Here is a 13,927-nt window from a genome sequence, read left to right as displayed (position 1 = left end):
GAAGCGAGCGACGAAGCGGCCTCAGACACTGACCGACGGATTACCGCACTCGCTGTGACGGGCTGCGCTCGCATGGCAGTGCTCGCCAGCCGGGCGAGAGGTCCGGAGTGGCTGATCAGAGGCCGATGGCATGCCCCCAGCGCCGCGTATTCTCCCCAGAGCCTGCGAATTGGAGTCCGAGCGCATTTGCTGCTGGGAAGTTGACGGCCTAGTCCACCTTGCCGGCTACAGCCAGTCGCGCTTCTTGAAGATGACGTACAGGCTCACGCAGACTACTGCCATCAGGAGGATTGCGAAGGGGTAGCCTCCTGCCCACTTGAGTTCGGGCATGTCTTCGAAGTTCATGCCGTAGATGGTTCCCACGAGTGTGGGTGCAAACAAGATTGCCGCCCAGGAGGAGATCTTCTTGAAGTCGTCTCCCTCACCCCGCTGACCTGCGGATATCGACTGCACAGGCGGCCCGACCTGCGGCGATCCGCCTTTCCGACTCTTTCACCGTGCTGCCCGTTTGTACGGCCGATCCTCCCCAGCCGCTCCCCAACGCGGCTTCATTCTCCCCAAATTCTCCCCAGCCGCGTCTGCCAGGGAGGGTAGATCAGAGCTGGCCGGGAGTCCGGTCCAGGTGTCGGGCGAGCTACGAAACGTAGTGAGCGAGTCGGAGCAGCGGTGGCGTTGGCTTTCGTGGGCGTTCATGAACGAGTCGGAACCCCGGATGTCGGGCGTGACCTCTCGGACCCTGCGCCACTTGGGTCCGAGGAGTGGTCAGCGGGGATCTCGTGCACCGAAGTGACATCTTCGGGCAGGCGGAAGAGCAGCTCGTGGCGGCCTTCCGAGTAGGAGTTGGGGAGCGCGGTCCGTCAGCCTCCCGCGAGTAGGCGCTCGCGCTCGGCCGCCACGATCTCCCGCGCCAGCTCGGCGTCCGTGATGTCGAATGCCTCCGGGGCGCTGTCGGCAGTTTCGGAGACGCGGGCGAACTCCGCGAAGAGTTGGTTCTTGCGCGCCAGGATCTCGATGAGGCGCTGGTCGACGCCTTCTTCGGAGAGCAGGCGGTGTACCTGTACCGACTCCAGCTGCCCCATCCTGTGGGAGCGGCCGATGGCTTGCCATTCGGTCGTCGGCTTGAACTGGGGCTCGCAGATCACGACGACCGATGCCGCCTGAATGTTCAGACCGACGCCGCCCGCCACGATCTGGGCGACGAGGACGGCCCCGTGGCGGGCTTGGGAGAACTCATCGACCATGCTCTGTCGCTTCGCGGCGGGTACGGAGCCGGTAAGAGGCCCGAACACCTTCCCTGGAAGGATCGACGCCACCTCATCGAGGACGTCACGGAAGTACGAGAAGACCAGCACCTTGCGCTCGTTGTCCTCCGCCTCCTGGACGATGTCGATGAGGCGCTGCATCTTCGCGGACTTGGCGCCGGCGCGTAGCGCGGCCTGGCGCATGGCCATGAAGTTGCCCTCGATGACAGCCGTTCGGTAGTGCCGCTCATCGGCGCTGGACATCGGAATCCACTCGTCGACATCGACCCGCTCCGGCAGCTCGGTGAGGACGTCTTCCTGGTTGCGCCGCAGGTAGGCCGGTGCCACCTGCTTCCGGAACTGGCGAGGAGCGATTTCCGAGGCACTGATCGACAGATCCGGCCGGAGGTAGCCGACGAGATTACGGAACTCCTCGATCCGGTTCTCCAGCGGGGTGCCGGTCAGGAGGATCGCTCGCTCCGATGTGTGGATGAGGGCCGTGGAGCGCCGAGTTCGCTGGGCATCTGGATTCTTGATGTAGTGCGCTTCGTCGAACACCAGGCATGCGGGTTCGGCGCGTTCGGGAATCTGCCCTTCCAGCCAACCGAGGATGTCGTAGGTGGTGACCGCGACTCCACCGTTCCGGATCCAGGACTTCAGCGCGTCATCGCGACCCGGCCCGTGCAGGCGATACGCGCGCAGATCGGACTTCGCCTGGACTTCGCGCACCCAGTTGGTCACGACGGCGGCGGGGCACACGACCAGGAAATGGGAGGAGCCCTTGGCGCGCAAGTGGGCGAGCACGGCGAGTGATTCGACCGTCTTTCCCAGACCCATCTCGTCGCCGATGATGACCTTCCGCTGCACGATTGCGAAGCGGGCACCGAATGACTGGTATCCGCGTAGGGAGGCCTTCAGATGGGTGGTGTTGAGCTTGAGTTCCCTGACCGCCTCGACGATCTCGGCTGGCAGGTCGCCTTGGCTCTTCTCGGCGTCGTCGGCCAGGAACCCGAGCTCTGCGAGCATGGCGTAGTAGTCGGCCGGCCGGGCGCTGAAATCTTCCCAAGGATCACCGCCTGCGACGCCAGCCCCACTGTCGAGCACCGCCCCGCGGCGCTCGACGGCTGCCAGCGCGGCACGCAACTGGGCGACAGTCCGGTCCTGGGGGACGAGAACCACGTGGGAGGTCCGGGGATCAAGACTCTGGAGGAGCGGTCGTACCGCGTCGGCGGCGGCGAGGTCCGCTGTCGCGCTGCGGATCGAGCGTGCCGCATCCCAGGCCCGCATTGTCGTCAGGAGCTTCGTGGTGGCCTGGGATCGGTTCTTAATGTCGATGCGGACCGGCATCTCGTCCATCGTGGTCTGCCAGATGGTCTGCGCGGCGCCGACCATCCGGGTGCCCGTCGTCTCACCGACCCCGGGGAGCGTTCGAATCCGCGATTTCTGGTCGAGGACTTGCTGCACGTTCCTGATTCCGGCGTCGACCAGCGCCGTGATGCGTAGTTGGCCGTTGGTTGCGTCCTTGAGCCGCTCGACGGGCATCTCGGCGACCAGCTTGCGCACCTCGGCCTGTCGGACGGCATTGCCGGCGGTGTTGACCGCCGTTCTGAACTTGTCCTCGCGGTTCAGGGCCCTATCGATCGGGCCGATCGCGGTCTTGGCGGCGTCCAGTTCATGGCGTCCGATGAGTTCGGCTTGGGCGCCGAGGCGGTGGCTGAAGCCGACCGTGTTATCGAGGATGGCCGATGGCCCGACTGCGGGGACACTCCTTCTGTCCCATGACGCCAGGCCTTCCATCTCGGTGATGAGTCCAGTGCTCGCAGCCCGCTCGTGAAGGGATGCGAGGTAGGTCGCAGCCTGCCCCGCTTCGTCCTTGCGGCCCTTGCCCGAAAATATCCGGCGGGCACCGAACAGTGCACGGACGGCCGTCAGTGCCCGGCTGGCGTCGTCGGTCAATTGGTGGATGCCCTGCTGGGCGTTGGCCGTGGGCACCGGAAGCGCCTGACGGCAGGCCAGCGCGGTCACCAGGTCGACATCGGACGGCGAGACCTGCAGTACGCGCCATGTAGTGGTGGTTTTGGTCCCGAGCGAAGCCACTCGACCGAGGAACTGCCTGGCGGCGTCTTCCGCCGCTGTCTCGACGGGCTCACGTTGCTCGACGATCCCCACTGCGAGCTTGTGCCACCCGCCGACGTCTTCCACCACACCACGCAGGTGATGACGTGCTTCTCGCTCCATTGCCCCCGCCGACTCGCATGACCTCTGGGAAGATTAGCGACCCCGGTTGACGAAGTCGACGGGATCACGAAATCGCCGGAACGTCCGAGTAGCGTTCGCAGGCTGCCAAGCAGGAGGTTGTGTACGTGCTGCTCGAGGTGCTCAAGCCAGGTCTACGCATCGACGGACTCATTCCGGCGGAGGTCGTCACGGTCATCGCGGCCCAGTGGCACGGTGCGAACGCACTCGAGCTGACCTACAAGACTGCCGGGGGCGTCCTTGACCAGCGGGTCGTCTTCCGGAAGGACGAGGAGAAGCTGAGCGTCGCCCACAGTGGCAGCCGAGCCTTCGACGCGAACGTAGGTGACTTCAAGCTGGTCGCCGAGGCTCAGCGGATCTCACTGGCCGGCCTGTTCGACCCGATGCTCGCCGTGGCGACCAGCGACGTTCAGCCGCTCCCGCACCAGATCCGCGCCGTGTACGGCGAGCTCATGCCCCGTACACCGTTGCGCTTCCTGCTCGCCGACGATCCGGGCGCGGGAAAGACGATCATGGCTGGGCTCTACATCAAGGAGCTCCTGCTGCGCGATGACGTCAAGCGGTGCCTAGTCGTGGCTCCGGGAGGCTTGGTGGATCAGTGGCAGGACGAGCTCTTCTTCAAGTTCGGTCTCCGATTCGACCTGCTCACGAACCAGCTCATTGACTCCCAGCTCAATCTCAACGTCTTCGAGACCTACCCGCTGCTGATCGCCCGCATGGACCAGCTCTCCCGCAACGAGCACTTGAAGGCGCAGCTCCAGGAAACGGATTGGGACCTGATCGTCGTCGACGAGGCGCACCGCATGGGCGGCCACTACTTCGGTGGCAAGGTGGAGAAGACCAAGCGGTTCCAGCTCGGCGAGATGCTCGGCGAGATCACTCGGCACCTGCTCCTGATGACAGCCACCCCGCACTCGGGAAAGGAAGAGGACTTCCAGCTCTTCCTCACCCTGCTGGACCGTGACCGGTTCGAGGGCAGGCAGAACAGGAGCACCGACGTCAGCGGGATCATGCGACGCATGATCAAGGAAGACCTGCTCACCTTCGAAGGCAGAAGACTCTTCCCCGAGCGTCTGGCGGAGACTGTCCCGTACGAACTCACGGCACTCGAGTACGACCTCTACGAGGACGTCACCCACTATGTCCGCGAGGGGATGAACCGTGCCGACCGCATCGGTGGCACACGCAAGAACACCGTCGGTTTCGCGCTCACCGTTTTGCAGCGACGCCTGGCCTCCAGCCCTGAGGCGATCTACAAGAGTCTTGTACGGCGTACCGAGCGCCTGGAGCGCAGGAAGCAGGAGATCCTCGACGGTACCTGTCGCGAGAGTATGCCCACCGTCGACCTAGCCGACTTCGACCATGGCGACCTCAATGCCGATGAGATCGAGGAGATCGAGGAGGAACTGCTCGATGCGGCGACGGCGGCGCAGACGGTCGATGAGCTCGACGTCGAGCTCATCGAGCTGAGGGCGTTGGTGCAGACGGCTCAGCGCGTCCGCGAGGCGGGAACGGACCGCAAGTGGATCGAGTTGTCCGCCCTCTTGCGGGACCACGCGCTGGTGACCGACGCCGATGGACGCCCACGGAAACTCATCGTGTTCACCGAGCACCGCGACACCCTCCACTATCTGCAGGGCAAGATCGGGTCCCTGCTGGGGGCCACCGATGCCGTCAGGGCCATTCATGGCGGCGTACGCCGGGCCGAACGGCGACAGATCACCGAGGAGTTCACCAAGAACTGTGATGCTCGGATCCTGCTGGCCACCGACGCCGCCGGCGAGGGACTCAACCTGCAGGCCGCACACCTGATGATCAATTACGACCTGCCTTGGAACCCCAACCGCATCGAGCAGCGCTTCGGCCGCATCCACCGTATCGGCCAGACGGAGGTCTGCCGGCTCTGGAACCTCGTCGCCTCCAACACCCGCGAGGGCGAGGTGTTCACGCGCCTGCTGGAGAAACTCGACCAGATGCGCGAGACGTACGGCGGGAAGGTCTTCGATGTTCTGGGAGAGGCGTTCGCCGAGACCCCACTGCGAGACTTGCTCCTCGATGCCATCCAGTACGGTGAGCAGCCGGCAGTCAAGGATCGGATGCACGAGGTCATTGACGCCACCGTCGGAGACGGTCTCAAGGGCCTCCTGGACGAGCGGGCACTCGCTTCGGAGCACCTTTCGGATGCCGATCTCCGCACCCTGCGTGCCGCGATGGACGAAGCCCGCGCTCGACGCCTTCAGCCGCACGACATCGAATCGGCCTTCAAGGATGCCTTCACCCGGCTCGGTGGCCGCATCGTCAAGCGCGAACTGGGGCGTTACAAGGTAGCCAACGTGCCGCAGCACGTCCGCTCGGCAGGCAACGGGCCCATTGCCACCAAGTACGACCACGTAACCTTCGACCTCGGCCACATCCAGCCCGACGACCGCCTCCACGTCGACCTGCTCGCCCCAGGCCACCCGCTGCACGACGCCGTCATGGCCGAAACTATCCGAAACTTCGGGGGCGCTCTCAACCGGGGCACCGTCCTAGTCTCGGCCGCCCTGGACGAGCCGCACCTCCTCGTCGGGGTAGTCGAGGAGGTCGTGGACGCCACCGGCGAGTCGGTGGCCCGACGGTTCGGCTACGCGTACGTCGACAGCAGCGGTACCGTGCGGCCAGCAGGCCCCGCGCCCTACCTCGACTGCGTCGCCGCACCCAACGACACGGCAATCGACGTCGCGAACGGACTGCCCTGGCTCGCCGACGCTGAGGACAAGGCGACCAGCTGGATCATCGCCAACCAGCTTCCCCAGTACCTGGCCGAGGTCCAGCCCCGTCGCCTGGCAGAGTTGCTCAGGGCCCGGGAACTGGTGGCCAAGCGCCTAACCTCGGAGAGTGAGCGGCTGTTCCTCGATGCTGCGGCGGCCTCCGAGAAGGAACGAAGGGGCGAGAAGCCCAAGGTGTCCTCCGAGAGCCTCCACCGCAAGGCTGTTGAGCTCGAGATACGGCTTCGAAAGCGTCTCGAACTGCTCGACCACCAGCAGCTGATGTCGACGAAGCCACCGCAGATCCTCACCGCGGCGCTTGTGCTGAGCGTCTCCGATCTGCCTTTGTGAGTGGAGAACGTGTTTGTGTAATCACGAGGAGGGCGTGAAGCGCGGTGGTAATGCGGCTCGGGCTAATCCTCCACAGGCCGAGCATCCACCCCCAGCAACCGAGTTCGGCGGAGGCGCGCTCGGCAGGGGCGCGTAGCCTGGCGAGGGCGGAGTTGGCCTGATTCTCGCAGCCGTTGTGTCCCTGGCCCTTCGCGCGCTTGATGGGAGTGCGCACAGTTCAGGCGGCGCCTTGGTAGTCGGATTCTGCGGTGGTCTTCACCTAGGCGTCGGCGTCTGCGCCGAGAACGAACAGGGGAGATCGCGGCCATGCCGTGATCGGGCAACGGCGACAGGGAATTCGATTACGGCAGCCGTAGACACCCAGTACGCTGCCACGCATGGGGGAAGCAGCGAGCGAAACAAGCCTGCCGACGTGGTGGCACCCGCTGTTGCGTTTGCATCACCGATGGGTTGAGAGGCATGTGGTCCCGGCCGAGAAGGCTGCGACTGAGCTGGGCATCGACTTCGATGCTGCGGCCATCCGTAAGGCGCTCGGCTACCAGCGGTGGATGTTTCTCCGAAGGGTCAGGAGGATCGCAATCTCCTTTGCCGTGCTGGCCCTGCTCGCTGTCGTAACCCGCCCGGCAGCATGTAGGCCGGGCGGTCTGCTCACCACAGGCCAAGCCTGGTGCCCGACCTATACCGCGTACGTCTTCGGCCCGGACGCTGACCCATGGGTGTCGATCACGCCAACGCTGGCTTTGATCGTCATCCTCTGGATCGTTTCGGCCTGGCGAGGCGAGAACATACTGCGTCTCTATCAGCCTCTGTACCCGCTTCTCGACCTCCTCGCGGCCAGTGCCGACCTGACAACGATCGATGGCATTCGGTACACGAACGCAGTGAAACTCAGCGCCAAGGCCGCCGAGCTCGGTCTTCCACTGCGGACGGTCGCCCGGGACGCCGCTTCTGATTTCGGAGCCCGGGGAGCCCTTCGCAAGGAGCTCCTCACCCACGCGGATCTCGTGGAGACGGCCATAATGCAGGCCGCGGATGGCCTGGTTGGAGACCGCACGGGGTCAGCAAGGAAGCTGGGCACGTTGGCCGGCGCCATCGCGGCCAATGTCGCAGCTGGTCAATTCACCAAGATGCTCCCTCACACTGATCTCCCCGAGGAAGCCGTCATTGAGCCCGACCGCCTCGACGGACGCCGCTTGGCGAAAGCGTGCCTTTGGTCGACTATCAGCGTCACGGCATTCGCACTGCTGCTCGCAAGGCTGGGCGCGCCAGCCGAGCTCCTGATGCCTCTGGCGGTAGTGGCCTTCATCGTGACGGCCTATGTGCTCTTGGGCCTCTGGTACGGCCTCGCCGAAGCGACCAGACTAACGCGAAGCCTTATGTCCTTCTTCTCCGGTGGCCCCCCTCTCTGACCAATTCTCACAATTCGGAGCGGCCTTGCCTGTGGTCTGGAATCGAAAGAGGCATGAGGAGAGGTCGATGGTGACCCTCTCCCGGAGTGAGGGCAGGCGCCGATGGCGGCAGGGGGCCTCGCCGCCCACCGAGTGCTGAACTCTCGCTCGCCGGTTCGGCCACCGCCCTGCTCTTGAGCGCGTGGCGGTGGCCGAACCAACCGCGCCTCGGTGTCAGGGCCGGCGTGCTGGCCGCGCTGCTGACGATGGCCGGGGCACGGGTCGGACGGGCGAGGCGGTTGGCTTTGGCGCGGTCGCCTTCGGCTGGGAGGCGGCGAGGTCGTTCAAGACTGCCTCGACCACGGGCCAGCACATGTTCAGAGTGTCGCGGTCCGGGGTGTGGGCATCCCGGATCTCCTGTCGCGGATGGACGAAGTTGCGATACCTGCGCAGCTCGTGGCAGAAGCGCTCGACGTCAGCACCGATCCAGCCGGCGACGTGGCAGGTTCTGATCAGAGTGTCCAGGGTCACTTTGTCCGCTGATGTGCTGCCGAGTCGCGAGGCGTCGCGTTCGCGGACCACTTGGACCATGACGCCTTCCAGCAGGCTGCCGAGCATGATGATGGCGGCCACGTGAGCGCCATTGGCGTAGCAGGTGCGTGCCTCGTCCAAGCGGTGTTGGAGCAGGGCGGCCATCTTCCGGTCACTGATGAGATCGGTCATGGCTGTGCTGAGTTCGGCAGGGCCCCGGCTGCCCGGGTGGGCAAGGGAGGGGTCGCAGGCGACGAGACGGGGGCGGCCGCCAGGATTCTCCAGGCGTGCTCCCTCGTAGACCAGGAAAGCGTTGACCGCGGAGATGACAGCAGGGAGCTGGTCCGGCTCGTCAAGGTATTCGCGAGGGTCGGCCAGGCGAAGCAGGATCCGTTCCAGCTCGGTGGGTTCCTCTCGGCGTTCGCTGAGCCGGGCGAGCGTCCAGTCCATCCTGTACTCGCCGTTGTACTCCGGTACCCGCTGCCAGCCGGCGTGTTCCAGGAAGCGCGCGATCTCGAAGCCCTTGCGGTAGTAGAGGTGGTCGTCGCCGCAGATGACGCGTGCGAGTTCCTCCAAGGTGTTGGCGTCGAGGATGCCGAGTGGGGACTGCGCAGTCATGCCGAGCCTTCCGTGCTGTCGTCGGTTTCGTCGTCTGCTTCGTTGTCTTCGGCTTCGCCGAGCGCGTTGGACAGGTGATCCATGCCAGGGCCCTCGGGCGTTTCCGCCGTGTCGTCGGCCAGTCCTTCGTCGGAGGAGAGGTCGAAGGGGGTCCACTGACTGCTGGTGGGTGTGGCGGACGAATGGGTCCGGTCACTGGTTCCCTCGAACGTGGCCGGATGGATGCCAAGTCGTTCGAGCTCGACCCACAGGCCGGAGAGTGCCTCCTCGGGGTCGAATCGGAACTCGCTCTCGCGAATCCGCCAGAACGTCCAGCCGACGCGTTGGAGTTCACGGTCGCGCCGTTGGTCATGCCGGATCTGCTCGGGTGTCGAGTGATACCGGTCGCCGTCGCACTCCACGGCCAGGCGCCCACGTGCCCCTACGACGACGAGGTCGAGGCGCTTGTTCCCTGCCGGATACTGCGGGACGACGTAATATCCCCGGGCCTTCAGGCGCAGGTAGACCTGCTGCTCGAAGAGCGATTCGAAGGGCTTCTGCGGTACATCGCCCACCACCTCTCCGATGTCTTCGGAGCCGGCAAGTGCCGATGGCGGGTTCTCCATATAGGACAGGAGGTTGAGTCGCATGTCCTCCCTCTTCAATCGGTCCGGCGGTACCGAGTAGAAGAGCCACATCTGGTCCTGTGCCCGGGACGCGGCGACGTTGTATGCCTGTCGTTCGCTGCGGGCACCTCCCGTGATGCGCGGCGGATCGGTGACGACCATCGACAGCAGGATGACGTGCCGTTCGTCTCCCTGGAACGACGCCGGGCTGCCCACCCGGATCTGGTGGCGTTCAAGCATCGGCGCCGGGATACGTTCCTGGATGAGCTTTTCCAGGAGCTTGACCTGGCCGATCGACCCCTGAAGGGTGATGACGCCCATAGTCCGGTCGCGGTAGTCAGGGTCCGCTACGAGCCTGGCCAGGCAGTCGACGATGGCCTCGGCCTCCTTCGGGTTGCGAATCCTGCTGTCGCGCCCCTGTGTGACAGCCCCTTCGACGAAGTGGGTCACGAGGGGGTCGAGGCGCTCACCGCCGTACTGGCGCAGAGGCTGCAGCTTGTTGTTGTAGAAGGTCTGCGAAGACCAGCCGATAATCTCCGGCATGCAACGGAAGTGCTCCTCCAACCGGATCACCTTCGGGAAGAAGGTGGACAGGAGCTGGTAGAGGTTGGTGGAAGGTCCGTACAGCGTGCGCAGCCTTGGCGGCATGTCCGGCAGGTGCGAGACGAGCCGGTCATGGATCGCCTGGTGCCGGCCCATGCCACTGAGTGGGGGCGCGCACTGTTTGTCGTCCCCCACCACGATGACGCGGGGCGCCAGCCACAGCAGGAACAAGGCGTCCATGCCGGCCTGACTAGCCTCGTCGACGATGACGACGTCGAACGCGTCCCGCCTGGGCTGCACCATCTCGGCGACCTGGGAGATGGGCATAACCCACGCGGGGACTGCTTCCTGTGCCGTCTTCATAGCGTCGTATGCCGCGGCACGGTATCGGCCCGCACCGCGCCCCTTGCCCTTGCCGTACGAGGACATGTGGTTGCGGTACGCCTGGAGTGCCGACCGCTGCTCTTGTGTCATGCGATGCAGACAGTGCCACCTTCCCCAGGTGGCAGCGAGTTCACCGGTGATGTCCTCCAGGTGACGTTCACACTGGGCCAGTTCGCCTTCGACCTGACGTTCGCGTCCCGGCGTGCGCTGACGGTGAACGAAGGCAGAAGCCACCGCCCAGGCCCACGCCTCCGCCAGAGAGTCCAGGCGAGCTTCCCATGCCCGGTCACCAGGGTCGTGCGTCAGCTGGTCAGCGAGCAGCGGGTGGGCCCGGCGGACGCTTTCGAGTAGCACGGCGCATCGACGCCGGCGGTGTTCACGCCGATGAGCCTCGCGCAGCGCCTCAAGTTCCTTGGCGTATCGGTCGACGTCCTGCTCCCGAACGGCTTGGGCGGCGGCCACAGCTTCGGTGGTGGGGTGGGAGCCGTCCACCGGTGTGCGCAGTTGTTCCTCCCAAGCAAGCAACTGGGCCGTAGCCTCGTCCGCCGCTCGTCGGCCGGAGACCGCAGAGAGGGCGCCGGCGAAGTCCTGCCATGCCGACCTGGAGGTGAGGGCGATGTGCATCCCGTGATGTACGAGCAGCTCGTCGATGCGCTCGCGGCCGGCGCCGAACGTGTCGACATGTTCCAGGCGCGCGTACGCCTCCGTCAGCGACGCCAGCCGAACTTCCAGCGGCCCTTCGGATACGGGCACCTGCACTTGGCCCCACCGCTCCGCAAGCGTGGCAACGGCGGAGCGGGCGCGGAGGTGAGCAAGGGCGGCGTCGAGATCCTCCAGCGTTTCGGGTGAGTGACCGTTCACAGTGCACGTGTCGAGGAGGTCCTGCGCGGCCTTCTGCGCCCGCGAGGCACGGAAGCTGCCGCGGACTCGCAGCTTGCCACCCGAGACGAGGTGCTCGCGCAGCGCAGAACCCGCCGTGAGCATCGCATCCCCTTGTTCCGTGGAGAGCTGCCCGGGCACGGTGACGCGCGTCATCCCCTGTTCGTTCAGCCGCTCGGAGATCGCGACGAGTTGATCGGCAAGTCCGGACACGCGACGCCACAGGGCGAGGTTCTCACGGGAGAGTCGGTCGGTGAGGGCCTTGGTGGCCCACTTGTCCTCATCCCATTGTGTGGCCTGCGGAGACAGGCCGAGGTGGTGCAGAGCCGTACGGCAGGAATCCACGAGAGAGGTCAGCTCATCGGTGACAGAGCTGTCGAGCCTGGCAAGATCGCCACGGATGCGGACCGCCCCGGAGGGCAGGCCCTCGTCGGTGACGCGGCTGGCTGAGAGTGCCTGGGCCAAGGCTTCGGGGGAGGGGAGGCCGTCGGGGTCTGGCAGAGTGCCACCGGCGCGTGGCTCAGCCGCACCGTCGCGCAGCAGGCTCAGCAGTTCCACCGCTTGCGCGGGGGACAGCGGAGGGACAGACGGGGTGGGGCCGTTAGCCGGCACAAGACCGATCCAGGAGTGATGTCCGGCGTTTTCTTGCACACGCTGCACAATTGCGGCGAGAGTGCCGGCGTATCCCGGTGCGATCTCCGGGTGCCGGTAGACCTCGGCCTCCCGCAGTGCGATCACCTGTTCGGTGAGCGTGCTGATCCTTCCCCGCACCTCCTCACGGCGGGCGGAGAGCCGATGGATCTCGTCCTGCAGTTGCTCGGGGTCACTGGCGGCGACCTGATCGGTGAGAGCGTTGACCGTGCGTTCCAGCTCATCCGCCCCGTCCTGCCGTGCCGAGCTCAGCAGGAGGACGCACAGGTCCCGTACGGCGGGAGGAAGTTTGTCCCGCAGGACCGTCAGGGCCTGGTCGCGGGCGCTGGTCACCAAGACCCTCTGCCCCTGCGCCAGCAGCGCGGAGACCAGATTGGCGATCGTGTGGGTCTTGCCGGTGCCCGGTGGGCCTTGGACCACCACGCCCGTGTCGTGCTCCAGCCGCCGCAGGACACTGCGTTGACGTTCGTTGGTCTTTCCTGGGAAGAACGGGTCGTCCCCGAACAGGGGCGGAATCTCGCGGCCGTCCCAGTTCACGCGCTCTTCGGAGTTCAGTGGCAGTACCAGCTGGGCGAGACCCAGAGGTGCGTGTGCCTCGGAGGACACGCTGTCCGCGATCCGGTCGTAGAAGCCCAGCAGAGCATTGCGGTCCCGTGGACGCAGCACAAGTGCGGGAGCGTACGTGAGACGCGCGCCTGCTTCGGGCTCGCGGGGCGGCTGCCACTCGGCACTGAAGGACACAGGCCGTTGCAGCACCCGCTCCTGCCACTGGGCCAACTGCTCCAAGGCCTCCGAACCAAGCAGGTGCAGCGACTGGGCCGCGATCTCTTCGGTGAGCGCGGCGGAGCGTTCGGGCGCCCAGCCGTCATCGGTGTCGAGGAATGATTGATCCTCCAGCCGCACGGCCCCCTCAGCCATGAGCCGCACGGTGAGCCTGGCGGTCTTTCGGTCTACCAAGGTCTCCACGCGGTGGGTGAGCAGGTGACGATGGATGGCGTCACCGCGTGGATCGCGCCAAGTCAAGAGCCCTGTGGCGAGCACGAGTTCTAGCTGATCATCCTGCTGGGTCAGCTTCTGGTGCCAGCTGTAGACCTGGTCGTACAGCTCCCGAAGGGCTCGTTCCGCGCGCTCCCTCTCCGCCCACTTCCGCCAGCGCGTCAGCCAGGGACCGTAGGCTCGGAGTACCTCGTCGGAATCCTCTCGGCGGACGGTCTGCTCCGCCGCCTGTTCCCAGGACTGGCTGCCGTCCGCAGCTCGCACCAGTTCCTGCCCCGGTCCCTCAGCTTCGAGCGGAGGGTCACCGCCGTCCGCGTCCTGGCAGCGTTCCGTGGAGACCCATCCGTCCAGCAGATCCGGGAGTGGGGGCGGCGATGTCTGCGGAACGTGGTCAAGCGTGAACAGCAGCCCGTCGAGTCGGTCGGACGGGCGTCGTACCGAGGGGGGCATGGCGACCAGCCATAACCGCTCCCTTGAGCGGCGGTCATCACGAAGTCGTTGGTTGCTGCTCTGAACGACCTCCTTGAGGAAGCCGATCAGACTGGCAGTCTGGCCGATGACGTCGGGGTTCTTCGCGTGACGTCGCGGTACGTTCACTTTTCTCCTCCCGGCTGGTGGCGAACGTTCCAGGATCGGGATGAGCAGTAGCAGGGGCAACCTGTCTCTGGGAAATGGCGAAATATGAGCTTCATGTGGGCTGAATCACCTTGATCCCAGCGAGTACCTCGTGGAGATCC

The 13,927-nt window shown here is 65.6% G+C and carries 5 protein-coding genes and 1 pseudogene; 2 read left to right on the top strand and 4 right to left on the bottom strand.

Features of this window, described 5'->3' with window-relative positions:
* Window positions 1-225: 225 nt before the first annotated feature.
* Together OG898_RS00585 and OG898_RS00580 are read right to left on the bottom strand one after the other, a co-directional pair.
* Window positions 226-417, bottom strand: a pseudogene (locus OG898_RS00585) (CorA family divalent cation transporter); the annotation flags it as partial.
* A gap of 440 nt (window positions 418-857) precedes the next feature.
* On the bottom strand, window positions 858-3,479 hold the full coding sequence (locus OG898_RS00580; protein WP_266954264.1) for a DEAD/DEAH box helicase: 2,622 nt from the start codon (window positions 3,477-3,479) through the stop codon (window positions 858-860).
* A 125-nt stretch (window positions 3,480-3,604) separates the two neighbouring features.
* Here OG898_RS00580 and OG898_RS00575 point away from each other — a divergent pair, with 125 nt between their 5' ends.
* On the top strand, window positions 3,605-6,595 hold the full coding sequence (locus OG898_RS00575) for a DEAD/DEAH box helicase (RefSeq protein WP_266954262.1): 2,991 nt from the start codon (window positions 3,605-3,607) through the stop codon (window positions 6,593-6,595).
* Between the two features lie 377 nt (window positions 6,596-6,972).
* On the top strand, window positions 6,973-8,004 hold the full coding sequence (locus OG898_RS00570; RefSeq protein WP_266954260.1) for a hypothetical protein: 1,032 nt from the start codon (window positions 6,973-6,975) through the stop codon (window positions 8,002-8,004).
* Between the two features lie 213 nt (window positions 8,005-8,217).
* On the opposite strand, the gene OG898_RS00565 is transcribed toward OG898_RS00570, so the two are convergent.
* Window positions 8,218-9,132 (bottom strand): hypothetical protein, encoded by a 915-nt coding sequence (locus OG898_RS00565; protein WP_266954258.1) that lies wholly within the window; start codon window positions 9,130-9,132, stop codon window positions 8,218-8,220.
* Window positions 9,129-13,787 (bottom strand): AAA domain-containing protein, encoded by a 4,659-nt coding sequence (locus OG898_RS00560; RefSeq protein ID WP_266954256.1) that lies wholly within the window; start codon window positions 13,785-13,787, stop codon window positions 9,129-9,131. Before OG898_RS00560 ends, OG898_RS00565 begins: the two co-directional genes overlap by 4 nt.
* Between the last annotated feature and the right edge of the window lie 140 nt (window positions 13,788-13,927).

It is taken from the genome of Streptomyces sp. NBC_00193, from assembly GCF_026342735.1.
Classification (GTDB): Bacteria; Actinomycetota; Actinomycetes; order Streptomycetales; family Streptomycetaceae; genus Streptomyces; species Streptomyces stoeckheimensis.
The sequence above is the reverse complement of the archived record's forward strand: the minus strand, read 5'-3'. Positions and strand labels throughout refer to the sequence as shown.